This window comes from Flavobacterium saccharophilum (assembly GCF_900142735.1).
Lineage (GTDB): Bacteria > Bacteroidota > Bacteroidia > Flavobacteriales > Flavobacteriaceae > Flavobacterium > Flavobacterium saccharophilum.
This window is the reverse complement of the sequence record NZ_FRBY01000005.1, coordinates 269,961-294,975: the sequence shown is the minus strand read 5'-3', so window position 1 is coordinate 294,975 and position 25,015 is coordinate 269,961. Positions and strand designations below refer to the sequence as shown.

Annotated in this window: 27 protein-coding genes and 1 tRNA gene; 12 read left to right on the top strand and 16 right to left on the bottom strand. The window is 33.8% G+C overall.

Going from position 1 to position 25,015, the window contains the following annotated elements:
- Nucleotides 1-50 precede the first annotated feature (50 nt).
- Nucleotides 51-764 (bottom strand): heavy-metal-associated domain-containing protein, encoded by a 714-nt coding sequence (locus tag BUA98_RS17110; protein WP_072974538.1) that lies wholly within the window; start codon nt 762-764, stop codon nt 51-53.
- Between the two features lie 229 nt (nt 765-993).
- On the opposite strand from BUA98_RS17110, the gene BUA98_RS17105 reads away from it, so the two are divergent.
- Nucleotides 994-1,224, top strand: a complete 231-nt coding sequence (locus BUA98_RS17105) for a DUF2683 family protein (RefSeq protein ID WP_072974537.1) — start codon at nt 994-996, stop codon at nt 1,222-1,224.
- Nucleotides 1,200-1,415: a Txe/YoeB family addiction module toxin gene (locus BUA98_RS17100; protein ID WP_244279223.1), complete on the top strand. Its 216-nt coding sequence runs from the start codon at nt 1,200-1,202 to the stop codon at nt 1,413-1,415. The genes BUA98_RS17105 and BUA98_RS17100 overlap by 25 nt, the downstream gene beginning before the upstream one ends.
- Nucleotides 1,416-1,523: 108 nt before the next feature.
- Here BUA98_RS17100 and BUA98_RS17095 read toward each other — a convergent pair whose 3' ends face one another.
- From BUA98_RS17095 to BUA98_RS17080, 4 genes are all read right to left on the bottom strand, one after another.
- Nucleotides 1,524-2,084, bottom strand: coding sequence for a helix-turn-helix domain-containing protein (locus BUA98_RS17095; RefSeq protein ID WP_072974536.1), 561 nt, complete (start codon nt 2,082-2,084; stop codon nt 1,524-1,526).
- Nucleotides 2,085-2,086: 2 nt separating this feature from the next.
- Complete coding sequence (locus tag BUA98_RS17090) at nt 2,087-2,614, bottom strand: DUF3347 domain-containing protein (protein ID WP_072974535.1); 528 nt, start codon at nt 2,612-2,614, stop codon at nt 2,087-2,089.
- Nucleotides 2,615-2,732: 118 nt separating this feature from the next.
- Nucleotides 2,733-3,107 carry a hypothetical protein gene (locus tag BUA98_RS17085; protein WP_072974533.1) on the bottom strand — a complete coding sequence of 125 codons (375 nt, stop codon included), beginning with the start codon at nt 3,105-3,107 and terminating at the stop codon, nt 2,733-2,735.
- A 69-nt stretch (nt 3,108-3,176) separates the two neighbouring features.
- A complete protein-coding gene (locus BUA98_RS17080; protein WP_072974531.1) occupies nt 3,177-4,010 on the bottom strand; it encodes an AraC family transcriptional regulator in 834 nt (277 codons plus the stop codon).
- A gap of 102 nt (nt 4,011-4,112) precedes the next feature.
- Here BUA98_RS17080 and BUA98_RS17075 point away from each other — a divergent pair, with 102 nt between their 5' ends.
- From BUA98_RS17075 to BUA98_RS17060, 4 genes are all read left to right on the top strand, one after another.
- Nucleotides 4,113-5,279 carry an MFS transporter gene (locus BUA98_RS17075; protein WP_072974529.1) on the top strand — a complete coding sequence of 389 codons (1,167 nt, stop codon included), beginning with the start codon at nt 4,113-4,115 and terminating at the stop codon, nt 5,277-5,279.
- 656 nt (nt 5,280-5,935) lie between these two features.
- Nucleotides 5,936-9,088 carry a SusC/RagA family TonB-linked outer membrane protein gene (locus BUA98_RS17070; RefSeq protein ID WP_244279222.1) on the top strand — a complete coding sequence of 1,051 codons (3,153 nt, stop codon included), beginning with the start codon at nt 5,936-5,938 and terminating at the stop codon, nt 9,086-9,088.
- A gap of 16 nt (nt 9,089-9,104) precedes the next feature.
- On the top strand, nt 9,105-10,901 hold the full coding sequence (locus BUA98_RS17065) for a RagB/SusD family nutrient uptake outer membrane protein (RefSeq protein WP_072974525.1): 1,797 nt from the start codon (nt 9,105-9,107) through the stop codon (nt 10,899-10,901).
- Between the two features lie 8 nt (nt 10,902-10,909).
- Nucleotides 10,910-12,463: a DUF4957 domain-containing protein gene (locus BUA98_RS17060; RefSeq protein ID WP_072974523.1), complete on the top strand. Its 1,554-nt coding sequence runs from the start codon at nt 10,910-10,912 to the stop codon at nt 12,461-12,463.
- A 120-nt stretch (nt 12,464-12,583) separates the two neighbouring features.
- On the opposite strand, the gene BUA98_RS17055 is transcribed toward BUA98_RS17060, so the two are convergent.
- The 4 genes from BUA98_RS17055 to BUA98_RS17040 all read right to left on the bottom strand — a co-directional run bounded on the left by BUA98_RS17055 (nt 12,584) and on the right by BUA98_RS17040 (nt 14,954).
- Nucleotides 12,584-13,156: a pentapeptide repeat-containing protein gene (locus tag BUA98_RS17055; RefSeq protein WP_072974521.1), complete on the bottom strand. Its 573-nt coding sequence runs from the start codon at nt 13,154-13,156 to the stop codon at nt 12,584-12,586.
- 39 nt (nt 13,157-13,195) lie between these two features.
- The gene (locus tag BUA98_RS17050) at nt 13,196-13,396 is read right to left on the bottom strand and encodes a hypothetical protein (RefSeq protein WP_072974519.1); all 201 of its coding nucleotides are present in this window, start codon (nt 13,394-13,396) and stop codon (nt 13,196-13,198) included.
- 71 nt (nt 13,397-13,467) lie between these two features.
- Nucleotides 13,468-14,388, bottom strand: coding sequence for a helix-turn-helix domain-containing protein (locus BUA98_RS17045; RefSeq protein ID WP_072974517.1), 921 nt, complete (start codon nt 14,386-14,388; stop codon nt 13,468-13,470).
- Between the two features lie 2 nt (nt 14,389-14,390).
- Complete coding sequence (locus BUA98_RS17040; protein ID WP_072974515.1) at nt 14,391-14,954, bottom strand: DUF6642 family protein; 564 nt, start codon at nt 14,952-14,954, stop codon at nt 14,391-14,393.
- Between the two features lie 502 nt (nt 14,955-15,456).
- On the opposite strand from BUA98_RS17040, the gene BUA98_RS17035 reads away from it, so the two are divergent.
- Nucleotides 15,457-16,716 carry a putative DNA modification/repair radical SAM protein gene (locus BUA98_RS17035; protein ID WP_072974513.1) on the top strand — a complete coding sequence of 420 codons (1,260 nt, stop codon included), beginning with the start codon at nt 15,457-15,459 and terminating at the stop codon, nt 16,714-16,716.
- 5 nt (nt 16,717-16,721) lie between these two features.
- Entirely contained in the window at nt 16,722-17,495 is a 774-nt protein-coding gene (locus BUA98_RS17030) for a TIGR03915 family putative DNA repair protein (protein WP_072974512.1), read from the top strand.
- Nucleotides 17,496-17,533: 38 nt separating this feature from the next.
- Here the strand turns inward: BUA98_RS17030 and BUA98_RS17025 are convergent, their stop codons facing one another.
- The 5 genes from BUA98_RS17025 to BUA98_RS17005 all read right to left on the bottom strand — a co-directional run bounded on the left by BUA98_RS17025 (nt 17,534) and on the right by BUA98_RS17005 (nt 20,747).
- The gene (locus BUA98_RS17025; protein ID WP_072974510.1) at nt 17,534-18,010 is read right to left on the bottom strand and encodes a hypothetical protein; all 477 of its coding nucleotides are present in this window, start codon (nt 18,008-18,010) and stop codon (nt 17,534-17,536) included.
- A 62-nt stretch (nt 18,011-18,072) separates the two neighbouring features.
- Nucleotides 18,073-18,435, bottom strand: a complete 363-nt coding sequence (locus tag BUA98_RS17020) for a nuclear transport factor 2 family protein (RefSeq protein WP_072974509.1) — start codon at nt 18,433-18,435, stop codon at nt 18,073-18,075.
- A gap of 40 nt (nt 18,436-18,475) precedes the next feature.
- Nucleotides 18,476-19,045 carry a helix-turn-helix domain-containing protein gene (locus BUA98_RS17015; protein ID WP_072974507.1) on the bottom strand — a complete coding sequence of 190 codons (570 nt, stop codon included), beginning with the start codon at nt 19,043-19,045 and terminating at the stop codon, nt 18,476-18,478.
- 138 nt (nt 19,046-19,183) lie between these two features.
- Nucleotides 19,184-20,404, bottom strand: coding sequence for a DUF763 domain-containing protein (locus tag BUA98_RS17010; protein ID WP_072974505.1), 1,221 nt, complete (start codon nt 20,402-20,404; stop codon nt 19,184-19,186).
- Between the two features lie 85 nt (nt 20,405-20,489).
- Nucleotides 20,490-20,747 carry a hypothetical protein gene (locus BUA98_RS17005; protein WP_072974503.1) on the bottom strand — a complete coding sequence of 86 codons (258 nt, stop codon included), beginning with the start codon at nt 20,745-20,747 and terminating at the stop codon, nt 20,490-20,492.
- 384 nt (nt 20,748-21,131) lie between these two features.
- On the opposite strand from BUA98_RS17005, the gene BUA98_RS17000 reads away from it, so the two are divergent.
- Both BUA98_RS17000 and BUA98_RS16995 read left to right on the top strand, forming a co-directional pair.
- The gene (locus BUA98_RS17000) at nt 21,132-22,049 is read left to right on the top strand and encodes an alpha/beta fold hydrolase (protein ID WP_072974501.1); all 918 of its coding nucleotides are present in this window, start codon (nt 21,132-21,134) and stop codon (nt 22,047-22,049) included.
- Nucleotides 22,050-22,155: 106 nt separating this feature from the next.
- Entirely contained in the window at nt 22,156-22,614 is a 459-nt protein-coding gene (locus tag BUA98_RS16995) for a RidA family protein (RefSeq protein ID WP_244279221.1), read from the top strand.
- A 273-nt stretch (nt 22,615-22,887) separates the two neighbouring features.
- Here the strand turns inward: BUA98_RS16995 and BUA98_RS16990 are convergent.
- A tRNA-Met gene (locus BUA98_RS16990) sits at nt 22,888-22,961 on the bottom strand.
- 153 nt (nt 22,962-23,114) lie between these two features.
- Between BUA98_RS16990 and BUA98_RS16985 the strand changes: the two genes are divergently transcribed.
- Nucleotides 23,115-23,507 carry an START-like domain-containing protein gene (locus BUA98_RS16985; RefSeq protein WP_026984135.1) on the top strand — a complete coding sequence of 131 codons (393 nt, stop codon included), beginning with the start codon at nt 23,115-23,117 and terminating at the stop codon, nt 23,505-23,507.
- A gap of 55 nt (nt 23,508-23,562) precedes the next feature.
- Nucleotides 23,563-24,402 (top strand): aminotransferase class IV, encoded by an 840-nt coding sequence (locus BUA98_RS16980; protein WP_072974497.1) that lies wholly within the window; start codon nt 23,563-23,565, stop codon nt 24,400-24,402.
- On the opposite strand, the gene BUA98_RS16975 is transcribed toward BUA98_RS16980, so the two are convergent.
- The gene (locus BUA98_RS16975) at nt 24,399-24,959 is read right to left on the bottom strand and encodes a YqgE/AlgH family protein (RefSeq protein WP_026984133.1); all 561 of its coding nucleotides are present in this window, start codon (nt 24,957-24,959) and stop codon (nt 24,399-24,401) included. The genes BUA98_RS16980 and BUA98_RS16975 overlap by 4 nt on opposite strands.
- Nucleotides 24,960-25,015: the final 56 nt, after the last annotated feature.

Genomic DNA, 25,015 nt, shown 5'->3' with positions numbered 1-25,015 from the left:
CGTGAAGAATAAAAGTAATAATACCGCTGGAAATGATTTTTTATAATTCATTATAACATTGTTGTTAGCATAATTAAACTCATGATAATCATTAAACCGTCTTCTATAATAGTAACAGTGCTCATAGGCAAATTAAAAACGGCACCTAAACAGGCACACTGAATTTTCTTTTTATTTAAAACTGATTGCAGAACACCAATAATACTAATAGTCATTACAATGAAAGTAACAGCGTTTGTGAAAATTGGATTGAAATTCAGGAGATAAGAAATTCCTAAGCCGAATTCGAGAAAGGCATAAATGTATCCCCAAACTGGAATTTTTCTAGCCACAACATCATACATCATATAGCTTTCGGCAAAACCTTTTAAATTCAGCATTTTGAAGAATGAGAAAACTAAAAAGAATCCTGCCATAAAATGCTGCATCGCCTGCATATAATCAAAATGATGATTGGTAGTTTGTATTAAAACTGTAATCAAACTGATATAAAAGAAAATAAGTAAAATGGGTTTATAAGTTTCAAACCAGGATCTCGTTTGCTCAATAGTTTCATTATGCTCAATAGCCGAGATTTTGTATTTAGGGTCTAAAGCATTTTGCAAATCTGCTACGGCAACATGTTTGTTCATAGTTATAGTTGCAGTATTGTTTTCTTTTGAAACTTCTACATTAGCAATATTGTCAACTAATTCAAGTGCTCTTTTTACTTTGTCCTCACAACTTGAACAAGTCATTCCAGTAAGCTGATAGGTATGTGTCATTGTTTTATCTTTTAAAGTATTACAATGCAAATTTCCGAAGTAACGATTAGTTCGGTTTGTATAATTTTGTGAATGATTTGTAATATTTACAAATTCATCTTAATTCTAAAAATTCGAAAATAGGATTGAATTTAAGCAATTTAGATGGATAATTATGTTGTGGTTAAAAATTTGTATCGTAATAAAATAGCATGATTTTTGTATCTTTGTAATATAAATAATTAAGAGTATGACAACTATAACTATAAACGAGCGAACAAAAGCAGGCAAAACATTGCTTGAACTTGCAAAGTTGCTAGCTGTTACAAATAAAGGAGTGAAAATTGAGGAAGAAGAAAGCCCTTATAATCCTGAATTTGTTGCTGAAATACAAAAACGATATGCAGATTATAAAAGTGGAAAATCCAAAAGTATAACCGTTGATCCTAATGATATATGGGGAAGTTTAGGGTTGAAGTAATTCCCGAGGCGCAAGCGGAAATTTCTAAACATTTAAAATCAGGTAATCAGGCGAGTATTAAAAAAATTGCGAAAATTTTAGAAGAATTGAGTGAAACTCCATTTGAAGGAGTAGGTAAACCTGAAGCACTCAAACATAATTTTTCAGGATTTTGGTCCAGGGAAATAAATAAAAAAGACAGACTTATATAGTGTTGAGGAAGAAATTGTAACAGTTGTGGTAATTTCTGCAATGGGACATTATTCAGATAAATAAAAACGTGCTAATTATTAGCACGTTTTTTTATGATATAAATTAATTTACAAATTCTCAATCTGAATGCGTTTTTTATCCTTCAATTGTTTGAAATAAGTAGGAGTGAAGCCCGTAATCTTCTTGAACTGATTGCTCAAATGGGCTACATTACTATAATTTAAAATATCGGCGATTTCGCTCAACGAAAGTTCATTGTAAATTAAAAGTTCTTTTACCTTTTCTATTTTTTGACTAATAAAGTATTTTTCGATTGTTGTGTTTTCGACTTCTGAAAATAAATTGCTTAACGTATTATAATCCTGATTAAGGTTTTGTGCCAGATAATCAGATAAATTGATTTTCAGTTCATTGTTCTTATGATGAACCAAATCAATAATGAGATTTTTTATTTTCTCAATAGTTTTACTTTTTTTATCATCGATTAAGTCGAAACCTAAGGCATGAAGATGCATTAAAAGTTCTTTTTTTTGTTCTTCAGATATGTTGTCTTTGAGTTCGACTTCGCCTAATTCAACAGAAATAGTCTGAAGTCCGAGTTTCTCAAACTCAGACTTCACAACCATTTTACATCGACTACACACCATGTTTTTGATGTAGAGCGTCATATTTATTTGATAGTTTCTACAACATTTCCACAAGTTAGCATCGAAGAACCGTAATACGGATTCTTAACTGCTTTTTCTTTGCTTAACCAATCGGCATCTGCCATTGGACAATATTGCTTGTAGACAACTTGTGCCGATTTTGAAACTTTAATAAGGTCGTACGTGTTTTTTGAAAGAGATTTGAAAGTTTCACGTTGTTTTTTAAGATCTGTAGTTGCCGAAATGCTTTTTGCATCAGCAGTCAGTTTTTTAATAACTTTCATCCATGCCGTATGCTCATCACTTTTTAGTTTATCCATTTTTACAGCCGAAATTGCTGTTAATAAAGCTGCGGCTTTCGCCGAAGTTAATTTACTATCACTTTTAATAAGGGCATCTTTCACTGTAAAATAAGCGTCATAAACGGGTTGTAGCTGATTTGAATCTACAATTTCAATTGATGTTGTTTCAGTTTTTATTGATTTTGCCTGAATGATATTTGCAGTAAATAATGTAAGTACTGCTACTATAGTTGCTATTGACTTTTTCATTTTATATGATTTTATAGAGAGTATAAATTTTTCTCTAAGTTAAATAATTTAAATTTCTAAATTCTTTGGGTCTTGGTGCCTTTGTGGCAAAACCCAATTATGGCTAAACGAAATACAATTATTTTATTTTTGGTGGCGACCAAATAGAAGTAAAGCCAGCTGAAACAGTAGCTTCAGTGTAATATAAAATAGGTTTCTCAGTAGAGAAATTAAAAGAATTAGTATTGAAATCAAATTCATTTTCTGAAATCAAACTGAATTGTAATCCAGAAGTTGTGCAACCTGTATGATCACATTTTCCATTACATCCGTGTTGGTCTTTTTTTGAAGAATGACCTTTTTTGCAACAGTCTTTTTGACAAGAATCTGAATTTGAAGTTTTTCTTTCGTAGGAAATTTTTTCAGAAGACTTATTACATGCAAAACCCGCAGTTGGCATCAAAAAGAAACCAAAGCTTAAAACGAGAAATAGTATGTGTACTTTTTTTGCCAAAGAAATTATGTTAATGATACAAATTTAAGTTTTTTTTTCAAGAGCCAAGATTATTTAAGATTTCGCTAACTACAGTTTTTTATAATCTGTAGGTTTCATGTTCTTTCTTTTTTTGAAATAATTTGACAAATGACTTTCATCAGTAAAGCCAAATTCGTGTGCGATTTGCTTAATTGGTAATTGGTTGTTGTGGAATCTCTTTTCGATTAATGTCGTTCTTAAATTATGAATATAATCACGATAACTAATCGTAAAAGTTCTTTTGAAATAAGCGCTAAAATAGGTTTCTGCAATATTAAAGTGATTTGCAATAGCCTTTATTTGAACTAATTTGGGATTGTAAATATTCTGATGAATGTAAGATGTTATTTGCTCGTTATCAATAGAATTCCCTTTTACAACAAGATTCTGACCGCGCATTGTTTCTTTGATTAATCCAAAAATCGAAAGAATCTGATAAAAAACAATCGGTGAACTTGAAACATCAGTATGACAATTATAGGCAGCAATATTTTCGATAGTATTTTTTAATATGGTTTTGCAGGGATCATCTAATTTAAGAACCGTTTCTTTTAATGTTTTGTTCCGCATGAAACTTTCAGGTGTATGAATTAAAAATTCATCACATGTAAGATTTTGTTTTGAATTAAAATAACTGTCTGTGAACTTAATATAGAAAAAACGGGTACTTTTTTTAATATCAAAATAATGTTCGTCTTCGGGCGAAATCACAAATAAGTCACCTGTTTTATAAGGTAATAAATTGTTGTTTAAGTGGTGAACGCCACTTCCTTTTTTGATATAAATGATTTCATAATAAGTATGAGAATGCAGTGGAAGATGAAATTTCTCATCTTCAAACTCATCTATCATGAGTGTTTTGAATTGATTTAATTTCGGCATAACTTAAATTTACAAGTTTATATCACAAATGTACAACTTATTTCTTGTATTCCAGACGTAAATTTGCCTCATAGAAAATCTATTCCTTTCTTATTAAAACAAATGAAAAAAAGTCTTATTGCCTTGTCTTTAGGAGGCTTAACTATTGGGATAACCGAATTTGTCATGATGGGTTTACTGCCTGATATAGCTTCGGATATGAAAGTTTCGATTCCCGTTGCTGGATATTTAATTTCGGCTTATGCATTGGGTGTTGTTATTGGTGCCCCTTTATTGGTAATCATAGGGAGAAACTTTCCTCCCAAAAAAATGCTTTTAATATTAGCTTTAATGTTAACGGTTTTCAATGCTCTTTCAATAATTGCACCAACTTATAATTTTCTTTTTGCTTCACGATTTCTTTCCGGATTACCACACGGTGCCTTTTTTGGGGTAGGAGCGGTAGTTGCTAGCCGTTTGGCCGATAAAGGAAAAGAAGCGCAGGCAATTTCAATAATGTTTGCAGGTTTAACTTTGGCCAATTTAATTGGTGTGCCAATTGGTACTTATATAGGTCACCATTTTATATGGCGTTATACTTTTGTGTTAATTGCAATTGTGGGAATGCTGACCTTTTTATTTATTTCTTTATGGATGCCAAATCTGGAGAAAAGTGGTAATGTGAATATGAAAACACAATTATTATTTTTTAAAAAGACAGAAGCCTGGTTAATTATCGGAATTACGGCGATCGGTTTTGGAGGATTGTTTGCCTGGATTAGTTATATCGCTCCCTTATTAATAAACGTTTCTAAATTTTCTCCCGAAGATGTTTCCTATATTTTAATATTAGCCGGATTCGGAATGGTAGTTGGAAATTTCCTCGGAGGTAAATTGGCTGATAAGTTCTCTCCTGCGCCTACTGTTTTAGCATTGTTATTTGTAATGGTGATCGATTTGATTATGGTATATTTTTTCTCTTTCAATCAATACATCTCTTTATTTCTGACATTTTTAACCGGAGCAATTTCATTTTCTGTAATTGCACCCATTCAAATGCTAATGATTAAAACGGCTAAAGATGCTGAAATGATTGCCTCGGCGGCACTTCAAGGAAGTTTCAATATAGGGAATGCTTTAGGTGCTTTTTTAGGTGGATTGCCTCTAGCAGCGGGTTATAGTTATGCTTCTCCAAATCTTATAGGTATTGGAATGGCAACTGTTGGAATGGTAATAACTTTGATTTTAATGCAAAAACACAAAACCTCATTGCAGTTGCAAAGCGTGTAACTAGTCTTTATTATATAAACGAGTCAAAAGCCCTTAAGCTAATTTTAGTTTAAGGGCTTTTTTGTGCGCAATACAATTTACTACTTAACATTTGTTGAAGCTTCGTTTATAAGGATGTATATGTGCAAAATTTAAAATAATAGTTTTTTCATACTTTATTTTAACAATGCATTTTACTGCGTTGAGAAATTAAGCCTGATTCCTAATCCTGATGAGGTTTTATTAGTTTTATGTGTAATCGATTGTTTTTTTAGTAAATAGTCAACTTTTGAATGATTAATAAAAATACTTTTGATATTTATTCATTGTATAAATTACACATGTCGTATAAAAAGTTGTCTTTATTTTTTATATATAATTTTTTTTAGGAATTTTTTATGATTTTTAATTTTTTGTATTAAAAAAATATTTATGTTTGTGTAATCGATTACATGATGTTGCAATTACAGTGAACGCTATTTTTTTAATTTAAAAAAAGCCTGTATTTGCTAAGCCGAGGATGATTTCATCACTTAAAAAAAAAAGACATATAAAAAATAAAAAACCACTAAACTAAAACCAATTAATAACTTAAACACTAAACCATGAATTTTAAAGATTTATTTAATAAAAGAACAAATTGTTGTTTGGCAGTTGTTTTCTTATTGTGCTTATTCATGAGCAACCAAGTAAGTGCGCAAAATATAACACTGGAGGGTACGGTAAATGATGCCTCAGGAATGAGCCTTCCAGGGGTTAATGTACAAGAAAAGGGTACAAAAAATGGCACCTCTACTGATTTTGACGGGCATTTTAAATTAAAGCTTACCAATCCTAAAAATGCAGTAATAACTTTTTCCTTTATAGGATTTAAAACTAAAGAGATTTCTGCTGCAGGGAAAACTAAAATTGATGTTGCATTAGTAGAAGATTCTAACAACCTTAATGAAGTTGTTGTCGTAGGATATTCTAGTGTGAAAAAATCAGATTTGACGGGTGCGGTTTCTGTAGTTTCAGGAAATGATTTAAGAAAAAATCCTGTAGCTAATTTAGCAGAAGCACTTACTGGTCGTGTGGCGGGGGTTCAGGTAACATCTTCTGAAGGTTCTCCTGATTCTGAAATTAAAATTAGAATTCGTGGAGGTGGATCGTTAACGCAAGACAGTGCACCTCTTATTTTAGTTGATGGATTTCCTGTAAATAGTATGAATGACGTTCCTGCTGCCGATGTAGAATCTCAAACGATATTAAAAGATGCCTCTGCAACTGCGATTTATGGTTCAAGAGGTGCAAATGGGGTTATTCTTATAACCACAAAAAGAGGTAAAGACGGAGCAATAGCAGTGAACTACAATATGTTCTATGGTATGAAAACTTTAGCAGAACAGATTGATGTTCTTCCGACGGAAGATTTTGTTAAATGGCAATACGAATATGCTTTACTTGACGCTCCAACTCCGGGAGATGTTACGTCTTATACAAAATATTTTGGTAATTGGCAGGATAGAGATTTGTATAATGGTGTAAAAGGTGATAATTGGCAAAAACAAATTTACGGGCGTACCGGAGAAGTGCAAAGCCGTGATTTAGGAATACGTGGTGGTTCTGATAAAATTAATTTCAATTTTAATTACGCACACTATGACGAAAAAGCGATTATGGTGGGTTCAGATTTTGACAGAAACAACTTATCTCTAGCTTTAAACAGTAAAGCCAGTGATAAAATTGATCTTTCTTTTACAATGCGTTATGCCGATACAGAAATTAATGGTGGTGGGCTTAACGAACAAAAAGAAGTTTCTTCGGCAGATGCACGTTTACGTCATGCTGTTGGTTACTCTCCAATTCCGTTACCAGGTTTAACAACAGATAATACAGATGAAGCAGTTTCCAGTTATTTGGTTAATCCTTTTGTTGCTACTGCAGATGCAGATCGTCAACAGTTTAGAAAAGTGTTTAATATGTTAGGAAGTTTCTCCTGGAAAATAGTGGAGAATCTTCAGTTTAAATCTGATTTTGGATTAGATAATTTTTACTATCAGGATTATCGTTTCTATGGACGTAGCACCTATTATGTAAATAACGTACCAACTTCAGAAAATCAAGGTATGCCAGCACTTACTATTGGAGATCGCAGAGATAACAGATTTAGAAATGCGAATACACTTAGCTATGATTTTAAAAAGTTACTACCTGAAGAGCATAACCTTAAATTTCTTGTTGGAGAAGAGATGATTGATACAAAATCAAATCAAAACCTTACGACTATCCACGGTTTTCCAAAATTCTTTGACTTTGATCAGGCTCAAAAACTTACTACTCAGGGTAAACCAAACTCTGTAAATAATAATTATTTACCAGATGATAAATTACTTTCATTCTTTGGTAGTGCAAATTATGATTATAAGGGACGTTATTTAGTTACTGCAACTTATCGTGCCGATGGTTCGAGTAGATTCCTTGAGGATAATCGTTGGGGATTTTTCCCTGCGGCAGCTGTTGCCTGGAAATTATCAGAGGAAAGTTTCCTGAAAAATACATCCTGGATTAATTTACTTAAACTTAGATTGAGTTATGGAGAAGCCGGAAACAATAATATTCCGGTTGGGCAAACGGTTCAAAGTTTTGAGTCTTCAAATACAACCTGGATTCATGGTGTTGAAAACTATTGGTCTGCGTCTAAAACACTGGCTAATCCTGACTTGAAATGGGAAACTACAGTAACGCAAAATTTAGGTCTTGATTACGATTTATTCAAGGGTCGCTTAACAGGATCATTAGAGGCTTACAAAAACGTAACAAAAGATCTTTTAATTCTTTTTCCTGTAGCCGGAACGGGTTATGATAACCAATACAGAAATATGGGAGAGACTCAAAATACAGGTTTTGAGGCTACTGCAAATGTTATTGCAATTGAAAAGCCAAACTACGGATTAAGCTTCTCATTTAATATTGGTGTCAACAAAAACAGAATCAATTCTCTTGGTGTGATGAGTAACTTCGGTATGAATACCAACTGGGCATCTACTCAAATAGGAAACGATTATGCGATAAATGTTGGCTCGCCAATTGGTTTAATGTATGGTTATAAAAATGATGGACGTTATGAAGTTTCAGATTTCGATTATAATGGAACAGCATATACATTGAAATCAGGGGTTGCGGATGCTTCAACAGTTGTTGGAAATGTTCAGCCAGGTTATATGAAATTGAAAGATATTAATGGTGATGGTGTTGTGAATAATAATGACCTTACCATTATTGGAGATGCAAATCCAAAAGCTACCGGAGGTTTTGCAATTAATGCTAATGCTTACGGATTTGATTTGTCGGCAGCATTCAACTATAGCATTGGAAATGATATTTATAATGCAAACAAAATTGAGTTTACAACATCAAATCAAAATGGACAATACAGAAATTTAAGTTCAGAAATGGCTGACGGACAAAGATGGACAAATCTTGATCCTGAATCAGGTACATTGGTGACAGATCCAACTGCATTAGCAGCACTTAATGCTAATACTACAATGTGGTCTCCGTATATGAGTCGTTTTGTTTTCAGTGACTGGGCTGTAGAAGATGGTTCATTCTTAAGACTTAATACACTTACGCTAGGTTATACTGCACCAAATTCTTTTACTAATGCAATACATGCTACTAAAGTAAGATGTTATTTGACGGCAACAAACGTTTTTGTTCTTACGAACTATTCAGGGCCAGATCCAGAGGTTTCTACAAGAAGAAATACGCCACTTACGCCGGGTGTTGATTATTCAGCATACCCACGTAGTAGACAATTGGTTTTTGGTTTAAACCTAAGTTTTTAATTTAATACTTATCACGATGAAACATAAAATAATAATAGCGGGTCTAATTATAACAAGTCTTTTTACTTCTTGTCAGGAAGATTATTTAGATGCTCCTGCACAATCAACACTTGATGAATCAGTAATTTTTTCTACAGCTGGTTTAGCTGAAGGTGCGGTTGATGGAATAAAAGTACCATTTGCAGAAACAAACTCTTACAGAGGTCGTTTTCTTCCTTTTTACGGATTAAATACAGATATCGAATGGTATAATAATTCGCAAACAGCCGGTGATGCTGCAGATTTGTGTGTTTACGATGCAAAACCGATTAATTCGCAAATGAATACAACAAATAATGCCTGGGCAATGATGTATTCAGGAATCGAACGTGCTAATATTTGTATCAGAGGATTACGTTTATATGGTGACCCGCGACCAGGAACGGACCTTGGTTATCTTTTAGGAGAAGCATTAACGTTAAGAGCGATCTATTATGCAGATTTAATTAAAGCCTGGGGAGATGTTCCTGCTCGTTTTGAACCAATTAATTCAGAGACAATTTATTTACCAAAATCAAGTCGCGATGTTGTTTATAAGCAAATAATTAAAGATTTAGGAGAAGCTGCAACTTTGGTACCTTGGCCAAATGAAACTGCGGCTACAAATTCTGTAGAAAGAATTAATAAGGCTTTTGTAAAAGGATTTCGCGCTCGTTTAGCTATGGCGGCAAGCGGATTTCAACAATATCCTGACGGGATTCACAGAAGTACAGATCCGGAACTTTCAGTTGCCGCTATGTATAGATTGGCATTAGATGAATCTCGTTCTGTAATCAATAGTGGAAAAGCCCATTTAGAACCATCATTCGAAACATTTTGGAAAAAATACAATCAGGAAGTTACTACCGCAGGTGGAGAATCTCTTTGGGAACTTCCGTTTGCAGATGGTAGAGGTAGAATGTTATTTAGTTTTGCTGTTCGTCATACCACTAACGACCAGTTTCATGCCAATGGAGCAAACCGTGGAGGTACTGCAGGGCCCCTTCCTTTCGTATTTTATGATTATGATCAACAAGATACCCGCAGAGATGTAACGTGTGTTCCTTATAAATATGGAACAGCAGTAAATAATATTGCAAAACAAGAATTAGGAGCACTGAATACCTGGTATTTCGGAAAATACCGTTACGAATGGATGACTCGTTTCGTTACTTCAACAAATGACGATGGAGTTAATAAAATTTATATGCGTTATGCTGAGGTGCTTCTTATTGCCGCTGAAGCCGCTAATGAATTAGAAGGTCCGGCAGCTGCTGCGCCTTATTTAAAAGAAGTTCGTAAAAGAGCATTTGCTCCTGCTGCCCAAACGGTAAAAGTTGAGAATTATGTAAATGGGTTAACTAGTAAAACAGCCATGTTTAATGCCTTAGTTGAAGAAAATAAATATGAATTTACTGGAGAAATGGAGCGTAAACAAGCGCTTATTCGCTGGAATTTGCTTAAAACAAAATTAGATCAGGCAAAACAAAAAATGGCAAGTTTAGCAGCACACACCGGCGAGTATGCTACTGTACCTGAAACTTTGTATTATAAATTTAAATCAGATAATGTGTCTCTGGATATTTATGGGTTAAACAGAGGGGAAACAACTAATCCGGGTCCTGACTATACTTCTGTTGATTGGACATGGACCGGGGAAGCTGCGGATACTAAAATTAATTCGTTGTATAAACCGGGAGTTAATCCGGATAACAGACAATTCTGGCCAATTTGGCAAGTGTTTATTGATGGAAGTAATGGGCAATTAGTAAATGATTACGGTTATTCTAAATAAGTTATTATATGAAAACAAAATATATATTAAAAGGATTAATAGCGACATTATTACTTGCATTTGTAGTAGCGGGCTGTGAAAGTTATAATGAAGAACTGATGGAAAGTTTAGGGAATACGAGAGAATTTTCTCCACTTGGCGTTACGACAAAAGTGAAAAATCAGACTGTAGTTGAACTTAATTGGACGGTAAATGAAGCTGCCGATCACTATGTGGTAGAATTTAGTGCAGACGATCCGGAGTTTAAAACGATTTTTAAAACCGTGCAGGTTAAAGGGAATCAATTGCCAGTATCCGTTCAACTTGAAGGAGAAACGGTTTATGCAATTCGTGTAAAAGCAATCACAAAGGGATTGGATGATTCTAAGTGGACGATAACATCCGCAACAACATTGTCAGAACAAATTTTATTACCAATTAAGAATGTTGATGTCGAAGGGACAGCTGTTACTTTAAGATGGGCTCCTAATAGTAATGTTACGCAAATTACAATGACTCCGGGAAATATTTCACATACTATTACAGCTGCAGAAAAAACAGCTGGAGTGGCTGTTGTTACAGGACTGACCGGGGAAACAACATACACCGCTACATTGCTAAACGGAACTAAGAAAAGAGGAGTGGCAACTTTTACTACCGGAGTTGATTTGTCAACAGGTACTGTGATTAATCCGACAGATGATTTAAAAGCAAAAATTGCACAGGCACCGGCAGGTTCAAAATTGTTTTTAATGCCAGGTGATTATACAACAGCTTCTGAATTTTTATTGACTAAACCTCTTACTATTAGAGGTGCAAAAAGTTATGATAAGCCAAAAATTCATGGTAAATTTCTTCTTAACACCGGAGCTACTTCATTAAGCTTAATAGATTTAGATATTAATGGAGATGGTGTTCAATCTGATGTAGTTAAATACAATGAAATTAGTGAAGCTTACGGAGCACTTTTAATTAGTGGCTGTAATATTCATGATTTTACAAAATCATTAATTTCACAAAGTGGTACTGGTAGTACAAAAATTGTGTCTGCAACAATTGACAATTCTATTGTTACTAATATATTAACCAATGGTGGAGATTTTATAGATTTCAGAACCTCACATTTAGGAAGCCTTACACTTAAAAACAGTACATTCAATAACTGTTCTGTTGGTCGTGATTTTATTCGTATTGACGCGGCGCCAGGATTATCAGGAGGTAGTTTAACTACTAATGTTTTAATTGATGCTTGTACTATTTCTAATAAGGAAATGAAAGCAACTAATAGAATTTTGTATGTACGTTTTGTAAATAATGCGTCAACTGTGCGTAATACGATATTTGAAACACCATTGGCAATGTATACAAATCAGGCAGGAACTACAGCGCCAACTTTTATCAATAATAATTATTTCAATTCAGCGGCATTGCATACGGCCGGGGATGAAAAAGTTAAATTTGATAATTCAGGAACTTATGGAACATTAGATCCTGAGTTTGCGAGTAGCGCAACGGGTGACTTTACGGTTAAAAATCAGGCAGTAATTGACAAGAAAGTTGGAGATCCTCGTTGGATTAAATAAACAGAATTATATATTTCGAATAGTCGAAAAAGGGATGCAGTTTTGCATCCCTTTTTTGTTTTGTAAATAGTATAAATATAAAATAGTATTTTTATCTGTTTGTGTTTTACAGACAGCAACTTACTCGATATCCAAATCAAATTTCTCTAATAATCCGGCAAGTGCAGCATGTGAAACTTTTGTTCTTTTGATTTTATTTTCAGAAGGATCAAAGGCGTAATTCCTTGAGGATCGGAAATCGGTTTTCTCCAGAATACATTCCGAGAAAGTGGCATTTGCTAAATCACAATTTTTAAAAATGGCGAGAGATAAATCCGTATTTGAGAAATCGACATCTTTTAGTGAGCAATCTATAAAGCTGGTTTTCTTTAGTTTTTTATAAATAAAAGTTGAATAATCTAAAAGACAATCCTGAAAACGCATTGAAAACAAAAAACTATTGCTTGAACTGAAATCTAATCCCATCAGTTTGCAACCAATAAATTGAATGTTTTTAAGTCCGGTATTCTTAAGAATTGCTAGCGAAAGATTGCAATTCTTAAAAGTGCAATCTAAGAAATCAATAGCGCTAAAATCACTTTTGGAGAAATTACAGTTGATGAATTCACAATTTACAAATTCATTATCAGACAATTTTTGTTCCGAATAATCAATGGTATCAAAAGTTTTGTTTTGATGCAGGGCAGTATCCATAATAAATAGGGGAGTTTAGGCAAAGATTGGATTGAGATTTTATTCTAATTCAATACAATCAAAAATTTTGTTTTGTAATACTTTTTCAGAGACTTCAGTTTCACTGTCAATCCGTAAAATGTTATCGCAATCCTCAAGATCAAAATTCCATTTGGCATGAGGTAATAATTCGGTAAGTAATGCTGTTGCGAATTCTAATTTCGATTTTGTATCAACTGAAGTTTTAAAAACATGAATCATAAATCTGCATTTTTTTATGAGGCAAATTTCATAAAATGCTTGAGGATTTGATAGGATTTCGCAATCAATAATTAGGATTTATCAATCATTTTTCGGTATTGAACGGGAGTCATGCCTTCGTGTTTTTTAAAGAATCTGCTGAAGTAAGACTGATCCTCATGGCCAACCTGCATTGCAATTTCACTGACAGAAAATGTTGTTTGATAGAGTAAATATTTTGCTTCAAGCAGTATGGTTTCATCAATCCAATTTGTTGCTGACTTTCCTGTAGCTGCTTTTATTGATTTATTTAAATGATTAGGTGTTACATTTAAAAGTGAAGCATAGTAATTTACCTGATGATTTATTTTAATATGATCATAAATAAGTGCTTTGAATTTTGACGAGAGTGTGGTTGCGGCACTCGTGCTTTTGGTTGTTTTGATATTACTTTTATTCATTTCACAGAATAAAGCCATCAAATACGATTGAACGATTTCTAAATTAACTTTTTCGCTCGATACATATTCATGTTGGAGACGTTTGAATAAGTTGAGAATGAAAGGAAAGTCTATTTCTGAAACCGGAATTTTTGGATTACCACCAATTTTCAGAAAATCAAATTCATTAATCATTTCGCTTCCTCCATATTTTCCAATTAAAATATCAGGGTGAAATTGACAGACAAAACCAATATGTTTATTATTTACATGTTCTACAGAAAAAATCTGACCGGCCGGAACAACTATAATTCCATTAGAATAAGTGAGGTACTCTTCAAAACCAATTTTGATACTATGAATGCCCGAAGTAATGAAAATAATTGTGTGGCAACTGTGTTTTGAGGGGGGAACCGGAAATCGTAGTCCCATCATTTCTTCTATTTTCAGACAAAAAAAATGGTCTGAATTTGATTTAAAAAGTAACTGCATCGGGTTTTCTTCACCAAGAAATCTTTCCCGAAATCCTTTTGCACCATAAGTTCTTATTTTTTCGCCTACTTGTTTTTTCATCCTTAATAATAAAGCCTGAAATCAAGCAATTGGCAAAGTGCATAATGTTTTTGGTACAATTCTTCAACAACTTCAGTAAGATCATCATTGTCCTGATACAAGCTAAAAAAAGCTTTATCAATTGTGCTGCTGCTTGCTATTTTATTATAAGTAGATCCGTAACCTGAGATGGCTCGGGCTCCGGTAATATCCAGAAAATATTGCGCTTCTTCTTCGTTGAGGTCTAATATTTTTTTATTGGCAAAATGAATTACTTTTCCTTTCATCTTTCCTTCAAAAAGTTCGGCTATTTCTTCCAGACTATAATAATAATCATGAAGACAGATGTTGTTAGGCTCGCCTGGCATTACCAAATAGATGATTTCATAATCTTTAAAATTATGGTCTTCGTATAGCAATACATTAAGACTTTCTTCTAAACCTTCAATGGTATCACAGGTTTTATAAATGCTGGCGATGCCCTGATCAATGGCAATTTCTTCTAAGTTTTTAACCACTTGAGTCTCCAAATAAGTATCTACATCAGGAACGCCTTCCAGACAGAAAATAAATTTATCATGCTCCATAATAGTACACTTTCAGTTTCAGGATGAGGGTGAAAAGACTCTCTTTGTTTTCGTTTTAACAAATGTATTTTTTTATGCTGAAAAACTATTACACGTTGCCAATTTTAACTTGCTTTTTGTAATTACACCTAGTTATAGCATAGTTTTGTCATCCTGATTTCTATGATAAAACCAAATTTTTTTTTCAGGAGCTAATCCCGCTATCCGTTACAATCTTTTGTGGCGAACCCCGCCACAAAAGGATTTCCACTTCTATCGGGGCTAGGCCAGTCATTTTCATAAGAATATTTTCGTTAGTTTGTCGAACGAAGAACCACACTAGAAACTCCGCCACTACTTTTGTGATTCTTTGTTCCTCAGTATGAAAAAATGAAAATAATAGTTCAGGAAATGCTTAAAATAGATACAATTTAGAACAATAAAAATAAATAATTTGTAATGATCTATAACTAATTTTGAAATACTGAATTTCATTTCCAAATTCAAATAAAAACAAAGCAAAATGGTGAACGAGAGAGTGATGGAGAAGCTGGGTATACTGGCGGATGCAGCAAAATATGATGTTTCGTGTTCCTCGGCATTAAGTAAGCGAGAGAATAAAGACAAGGGTTTGGGTAATGCCAAAGGTTACGGTATTTGTCACGCTTTTACCGAAGACGGACGCTGTGTGTCGTTACTGAAAATCCTGCTTACCAATCATTGCATTTTTGATTGCGCCTATTGCGTCAGTCGAAAAAGTAACGACGTAAAACGCGCCGCTTTTACGGTGCAGGAAGTCGTTGATCTTACAATAGGTTTTTACCGAAGAAATTATATTGAAGGTTTGTTTTTAAGTTCAGGTATTTTTGATAATGCTGATTACACCATGGAGCGCTTGGTTAGGATTGCCAAGAAATTGCGATTGGAAGAAAATTTTAATGGGTACATTCATCTAAAAGCGATTCCGGGGGCGAGCGATGAACTTTTGAAAGAAGCCGGAATCTACGCCGACCGCTTAAGTGTAAATGTCGAAATGCCAACAGAACAAAGTCTTAAGTTGCTGGCCCCAGATAAAAATCATAAAGACGTAATCAAGCCCATGCACTATCTTAAAAATGAAATTGCCGGCCATAAAGAAGAAAAGAAAAGAAATTATAAAGCACCGCTTTTTGCTCCGGCTGGCCAAAGCACACAAATGGTAATTGGCGCGACAAAAGAAAGCGATTTTGAAATTTTGGGCATGGCCGATTATTTTTATCAGCAGATGAATATGAAACGCGTATATTATTCAGGTTATGTGCCTATCAGTTATGATAACCGGCTTCCTGCTATTGGTACACCAGTTCCTATAATTCGCGAAAACCGTTTGTATCAAGCCGATTGGCTCATTCGTTATTACGGATTTAATGTAAATGAAATAGTAGGATTTAATCAGCCTAATCTGGATCTGGATATTGATCCGAAGCTCGGATGGGCACTTCGAAACCTTAACCAATTTCCTGTTGATATTAACACTGCCGATTTAGAGTTGATAAAACGTATCCCCGGAATCGGACATTTAAGCGCTGCGAAAATTGTTGCGGCACGAAAGTTTAAAAAGCTTTTTCCGGAAGATTTGAAAAAATTAGGAATTGCTTATTCCCGGGCCAAATATTTTCTGGCTTTTGCATCACCGTTTCAATTGCAAAAGGATTTGACTTCTCTCCAAATCAAAGATCAGATTTTAAATTCTCAAAAAAGCAAATACAAAAATGATTTCTCCAATCAGCTGGCTTTATTTTAATCAAAATGACACAGATAATTTACGACGGAACTTATGAAGGCTGGCTCACGGCTGTATTTGAAATTTATGAATATAAATTGAACGATATTGTTTTTGCTAAAAAAGAAGCTTCTGCAACATTGCTTTTTTCAAACAATCATTTGGTTACAACAGATATTGCAAAAGCAAAAAGGGTTTTGGAAGGTTTAAAACCGCGCCTTTCGTCAGAAGGATTTGAAGGGATTTATAAAGCATTTTTATCGGAAGTGAGTCAAATTGAGGAAATCATGTTTCGGTTTGTTCAGTATGTATTTTCGAGTTCAAAAAATGTGGAACAAGATTTTGGAAACAGCATTGTATTAGATCTGAAAAAAGCAACCCGCCTGACCAGAAAAGAAGCACACCGAATGGAAGCTTTTGTTCGTTTTAAACTCACGAAAGATCAATTGTACTATGGCATCATCGAACCAGACTGCGATGTTTTGCCTTTAATAGAAAATCATTTTAAAAAACGTTATGCTGACCAGCGCTGGTTAATTTATGATGCAAAACGGAAGTATGGTATTTATTATGACCTAGAAAATGTTGCTGTAGTAGAATTGCAGTTTAATTCTAAATTTAATTCTGCTCAATACTTAACTGAAATCTGCGATGATCAGGAAGAATTTTTTCAGAGTTTATGGAGAAAGTATTTCAGCAGTGTCAATATTGAATCGCGAAAAAATATGAAGCTTCACGTTCAGCACATGCCAAAACGTTATTGGAAACATATGATTGAGAAAATACCGGAGATTAAATGATTTAAGCAATAAAAAAGAGGCTTAAAGCCTCTTAATTTTTAATGTTTTCCGTTTCCTTTACCGTTGTTTCCTTTGCTGTTTCCGTTTCCATGGTTTCCGTTATCGTGTCCTTGTTTATTATTTCCGTTACCCGGTTTCTGACCAATGGTTTTTTGAGGTTTTCCTTTATAACCTTTAGCATATTTTACTTTATGGGTTTTAAAATTGTCATAAGGAGAATTTCCTCTATAATCTGTTAATACCACTTTATACTCGTTGTAAAGGTCATAATTTCTGTAAACAGATGGAAGTGTTCTCGCTCTTATCCACTTTCCGTTATTGATGTAAATGTAATTAGATGTGCTAACATCATAATAGGTTTGAAGATCTGGTAAGTAATAATAACGTGCGTCATTATAACCAACTGGTCCCCATAGAGGCGGTGTACCTATGTTAACGTTTACATTAACCTGAGCGTTTGAAAAATTAATTGCCAAAAGTGACAATCCCAGAAATAAATATTTTAATGATTTCATGATTTCAATTTTTTAAATTATTATTAAAGATACTAAAACAAAAAGCGTACCTAAAATAAAAATCAATTATTTTCAACCAGTTCAATATCCATCGTTTTTATTAATCCGTCTTGAAAAGTATAAATGTGTTTTACAAATCCGTCAAACATTAGATTGTCTTGCAAATCTTTTACATTTTGATGAACTTTAACTTCTAAGCTTCCATTTTCTCTTTCATTGAAACCAATCGGATCAACTTTCGGATTTATTTCTGTCCATTGTCTGGTCCAATATTGTTTAATTTCATCATGTCCGGAAATGTAACCGCCTTCCCAAGCCTTAGACCATTGTACATCTGGCTGCATTGTTGAAAGTGCATTATCGATGTTTCTTTCGTTAAAAGCTGAGTAGGCTTTTTTGATTGTGTTTTCGAATGTATTGACCATGATATTATTATTACTAGTTCATATTATTTGTATAAAGTTTTTATTTCTCTGCCTTTAATACTGCATTTCCATAGAATAAAACTCCAACAGATACCAGTATACAGGAAAATAACCATGAGCTAAAACCGGCTCTGCACGCGCCTATGAAGCCTTGAGCATATAAGAGTAGTATTGGGTACATTATATAACCGGTTCCGAATTTTAATACTCTTTCTGTCGCTTTCATTTTTTGAGTATGATAAACAATGAAAAATGGAATAAAAAAACTTAATAACACGGCCCCAACTTTGCTGTTTGTCTTATCAGCGTCTAAAGTCATATATCCAGTAATAGACATTAAAAGCAAATTTAAAAGAATTAAGAAGATGCAATTGATAATAAAAGCTATAATTGATTTTTTTTGAGCCAAATTATTTAATTGGTCTAGCTCTGCTTTATTAATTTGAAGCACATCGCATATCAGGCTCAATGTTTTTCCGCGGGGTTCGTTTTTGCTGTTTTCAATTCTTTGAATTGTTCTCAAATTTACTTTTGATAATTCAGCAAGTTCTTCTTGGGTGAAACCTTTTAGTCTTCTTGTTTCACTAATTTTTTTTCCTATAGAATTCATAAATAAAATATCATTTAGTTTACTCCAAAATTATTTTAAAAAGTATCATATGATAACGGTTCTCTCACGACATTTTTACGACATTTGATAAAAATGGAGTGTATTTTGCAATCATAAGTTTTCGAATTGAGTACCATTCTAAAATAATTCCAATTGATTATTCGGATTTGCTGGTTTACTTTTAGGAGGTTTAGCGTCTCCAAAAACGGTTTTTCCGCCATATTTGTATGATTCGTCTCTTTCTCTTTGAATCAGAGCGCCAAAGTTAGAGTTGGGCGTAAAACTTTCTTCCGCTTTTCTTGAGATTTGAGATAATTTTCGAATCGCTTCTATCTTATCATTATTACCAATTTTAGCACGATTAATAGCTCTTTGTAAAGTTTCAATAGTTTCATCATAGATTTTTACCGGAACAGGAAACGGATGCCCATCTTTTCCGCCATGAGCGAAGGAGAAACGGGCGGGATCTTCAAATCGGGTAGGAGTTCCGTAAATAATTTCACTAACCAATGCTAATGATTGTAAAGCCCTTGGCCCCATTCCTTTTAAAAGTAATAATTCCTGAAAATCTTCCGGTTTATTTTCGTGTGTTGTCCAAAGCATTGCACCGAGTCTTTTCATATTCACATCTTCCATTCTAACATCATGATGCGCTGGCATGGAAAGATGCTGCATCTCCTTCATGATTTTTGTTGGAGACTCTTTTGATAATTCTAAAATACCTTCTCTTGATTTTGTCGCTGCCTGAGCGGTAAGATTTAAGATTGTACCTTGATTTTCGCCATAAATAAAGGTATGTGGTTCATTTATGAATGATTTTAAATCTTGTGAATGCCAATGATATCTTCTCGCGGTTTGAGAATTAGGATTCATTCCCTGCTGAATAACGGCCCATTGTCCTTTATTGTCAACAATAAAATTATGCTGATACAATTGAAATCCATCCTGAATAGCAGTATTATCTACTTTGGCCGTAAGTCTGCTGCAATTCGCAAGATTATGACCGTCAAGGCCTGTTTTCTCACCAACAAATAAAAGTTCCTGTGGTGTTGCCATAGAATGTTTTCCTTTACCTCCGCAGATATAAATTCCGAGTTCTTTTGAATGTGGATTAACAGATTTTTTTAAAGCCCCGAGTACAGAAGTTGTAATTCCCGAGGAATGCCAGTCCATTCCCATGACAGCGCCAAAGCTTTGAAACCAAAAAGGATTACTTAGTTTGCTTATTACTTCGGATGTAGAAAATTCCATAGCAATAGTTTCTACAATGGCGAAACCAAGTTTAGACATTCGTTCAGCAAGCCATAATGGAACATGACCATAGTGTAATGGAAGATCTGCTGTGCCTGAACGTTTCATTTAGTGGGATTTGTATTTATACAAAAATAACTAAAATACGTTTAAATGCTGGGAATGCCGAAAAGTTGTTCCAGATTAGAACATTTTATTTCTCCTGATCTAAATTGTCAACAGCCGAAATCTGGTCCAATATATTGGTTTGGTTTGGCGAAATGTAGTTTTTCACCTCTGGGGGAGTTTCTTTTTTAAAAAGAAGGTCTAATGCATGATACAGTCTTAATAAAACATCTTTGTCTTCTTTCTCGATCTCTAAAGCAGTATTGAAATTAAAAACATAATTATTAGAATTACGCACTTCTACTTTTATCGTTTTTGATGTGATTTTAAATTTTACTATATCCATGTTAATGTAAATTGCTTGGTTACAAAAATACAGTTTTAATAATAATTATATAAAATACAGTTGCTTTAAAAGACGTCTTTTTTTTAGAATTATAAGAGTGGGTTTAATTTTCCGCTTCAATTTGATGTTGCTATTCATTTTTAATCCATAGGGATTCATACTATTTTAAAATTTGGTCGGTGTAGAACACTATTGAATACTATTGAATGCTGCTGTGTTCGCTTGAAAATTAATTTTTAAATCAGCAAGATTGTAAATAAAATTAATAATATGTAAAAATTATTAATTTGTTTTATGACTGAACAATGCTCAATTTTGTCCTGTCAATAAGAAATGACAGCGATAAAAATCAAAATTTTAAAATAACAATTAAAACTAAAAAAAATGAAAACCAATTTAAAAACAATCGTAACAACAAGCTTTGCCGTTTTATTATTAGCAGTATCAACTGCATTTTCTCAAAGCCAAAGAAAACCTGCAAGCCTTGGGAGAGAAGAATATATTGAAGTAGAGAAGAATGTAAAACTGCATGTAACAGATTTAGGAGAAGGAAAACCAGTAGTATTGATTCACGGATGGCCACTGAGCGATGCCATGTACGAATACCAATATGCCGAACTTATCCAAAAAGGATATCGCGTTATCGGAATCACATTAAGAGGTTTTGGATTATCAGACAAACCGGGAGGAGCTTATAATTATGATGTGTATGCAGATGATATCAAAGTAATTTTGGACAAGCTTAAAATTGAAGGAGCAACCATTGGAGGATTCTCTATGGGAGGAGCAACAGTAATTCACTATGTAGCCAAATACGATGCGGCCCACGTTTCAAAACTGGCTTTGTTTGGTGCGGCAGCTCCTCTTTGGACAAAAAGAGCTGACTTTAATTATGGTTTCTGGACAAAAGAAGATGTTAACGGCCTTATTTCTCTTAATAATACCAACAGACCACAGTTGTTTGAGAATTTTGGAAAAATTTTCCCAGCCAATGAAACAAGTGTATCTGCAGGTCAAGGTGCATGGTTGGGAACTATCCAGGCACAGGCTTCTCCATATGCAATGGCCGAATCTCTGAAAGCACTTCGTGATACTGACTTGAGAGAAGATTTGAAAAAAATTAAAATTCCAACTCTTATCCTTCACGGTACACAGGACAAAATTTGTTCTTATGAATTAGCTGAACAAATGCACAAATCAATTGCCAATTCAACTTTGGTTCCCTTCGAGAAAAGCGGCCATGCCTTATTTATTGAAGAACTTCCAAAATTTAACGCAGAGTTGATTAAATTCATTAAATAAATAAAATACGGAAAGCTATCTTTAAAGGTGGCTTTCTTTTTTTTAATTTGAAAGAGAAACAATGAAAAATATAATAACATTTGTCGTATTAATACTTAGTCTTAATTTGCACGCACAGACCCCGGATCAAAAATTGAATCAGCTAGGGATTCAGCTGCCCCAAATATCGGAAGCCTTGGGATCTTATGTGGATATGGTGCAGGTTGAAAATCTGGTTTTCCTTTCCGGAAGAGGGCCACTTAAGGCAGATGGAAAATATATTACGGGTAAAGTAGGACAGGACCTAAGTACAGAAGAAGGGTATCAGGCTGCCAGGTTATCGGCTATAAACCAGCTGGCGATACTTGAACAGGCTTTTGGAAGTCTCGATAAAATAAAACGGATAGTCAAAGTAAACGGTTACGTCAATACTGCGGATTCATTTACTGAGCAATCTAAAGTAATAAATGGTTTTTCTGATTTGTTACTTGAAGTATTTGGCGAGCAGGGGAGGCATGCCCGTACTTCTGTTGGTGTATTTACACTTCCGCAGAATATGGCAGTAGAAGTAGAAATGAAAGATTGATAGTATAATAAGGTGAACTGATGAATTTAGTCGGATTTTGACAAATGATCTTAACCTTAGACAAATGGTTTTATTAACATGACATTTATAACGTGTTAACTTTTTTGACTTTTTCTAACATGAGAATTTTAACATGTTAAGTTTTTTTAGTTTTTTTTGCATGAAACTAAATGTGCTGAAAGTGTAAAATTATTTTGAACTTAAACTGTTTGTGCAGAACTGTTTTAAATAAAAAAACCCCTAAACATTTGATGTTTAAGGGTTTGTTTTTTGTAGCGAGGACGGGAGTTGAACCCGTGACCTCAGGGTTATGAATCCTGCGCTCTAACCAACTGAGCTACCTCGCCAAGATTGCAAGTGAACCGTGTTCCTCATTGCGGGTGCAAAGATATAAATATTATTAAAGCTTCCAAGAATAAAATGAAGAAAAAAAAATATTTTTAAAAATGCATTGTTTTTGGACATATATTCTTATATTTCGAAAAAATTAAAAGTAGCACATGGATCCAAAAATACGTTACGAAATCGAGTTTCCTATAAATTCTTCGCCGCAATTATTATATCAATACATATCAACGCCTTCAGGTTTGTCAGAATGGTTTGCTGACAACGTAAATTCAAGGGGTGAATTTTTTACTTTTATCTGGAATGACTCGCAGGAAAAAGCGCGATTAGCATCTAAAAAGACCGGTGAGAAAGTAAAGTTTAAATGGGTCGATGAAAGCAGTAAGGATACAGAATACTTTTTTGAATTGCATATTTTAGTTGATGAATTAACTAAAGATGTATCATTAATGGTGGTCGATTTTGCAGAAAAAGAAGAAGTAGGAGAAGCTAAACAATTGTGGGAGAATCAGATCTCAGACCTGAAACATCTTATAGGATCTGTTTAGTAAAAGTCTATTTTATACCTTATATTTGCCCTGAACAAAATTCAGGGCTTTTTTTATGATCAATTTTAACGGAAACATAGTAGCGCAAGACGAGAATATATTAACTCAAAATCGTGCTTTTTTGTATGGCGATGGTGTTTTTGAAACACTAAAAATAGTAAATAACAGAATTTTGTTTCTTGAAGACCATTACTTTAGATTAATGGCTTCAATGCGTGTGGTTAGAATGGAAATTCCGATGAACTTTACCATGGAGTTTTTTGAAGAAGAAGTTTTAAAACTGGTTCAGGAAAATGAAATTTCTGCTTCGGCCAGAGCACGAATAACCGTTTTTCGAAACGATGGCGGATTATATTTGCCAAAAACGAATGAGGTTTCTTATTTAATTCAGGCAACTGCTCTTGAAAATACTTCTTACACTTTAAATACTGCTGAGTATGAAGTTGATTTGTACAAAGATTTCTATGTGACCAAACAATTGTTATCGTCTATTAAAACGACGAACAAGATGATAAACGTGACCGGAAGTATTTTTGCGCACGAAAATGGCCTGGCAAACTGCCTTTTAGTAAATGACACCAAAAACGTGGTCGAAGGTTTACAAGGGAATTTATTTATGCTAATAGGTAAAAAACTAATTACACCTCCAATTTCTGAAGGATGTTTGAATGGAATAATGCGTAAACAAATTTTAGCCTTAGCTAAGAAACTGGAGGGCATAGAAGTCTTAGAAGAAATAATTTCGCCATTTGATCTTCAAAAAGCGGACGAATTATTTCTGACCAATGTAATCACAGGGATACAGCCGATAACCAAATATCGAAAAAAGGAGTTTACAAGTGATTTGGCGCATTTATTAGTGCAGAAGCTTAACGAATCGATATCTGAAAATTAATTCAGATAAGGATTCTCAGGTGCATTAGACCAAATAAGATAATCTCCGCCAAGCTCAATGATTTGCTCTTTCCAGAAATGCGTGGTTGACTTACCAATAATTTTGTTTTTATAACTATTATCGGTAATGATCCAGGAGTTTCCCTGCATTTCACTCTCGAGCTGATTTTCATCCCAACCGGTATAGCCTAAGAAAAAACGAATATTATTTTTACTAATAGATCCGTCGTTTATTAAGTCTTTGGTCGATTCGAAATCACCTCCCCAGTAAATTCCATTAGAGATCTCGACACTATTCGGGATTAACTCAGGAATATTGTGAATGAAATAAAGGTTGTCTTGTTCTACAGGACCTCCGTTATATATCTTGAAAGTGGCGTCAATTTCAGGTATCAGATCATTAATAGTGTATTTTAATGGTTTATTAATGATAAAACCTATTGATCCTTCTTTGTTATGGTCTGCTAATAAAATTACCGATCTATTAAAAGATAAATCTCCAATTATAGAAGGTTCGGCAATAAGCAGGTGTCCTTTTTTTAATTTTTCTGAAATCATACGGCTACAATTTTTATTAAATTTAATCATAAAATTTCTAAAAACCCAAATAAAAT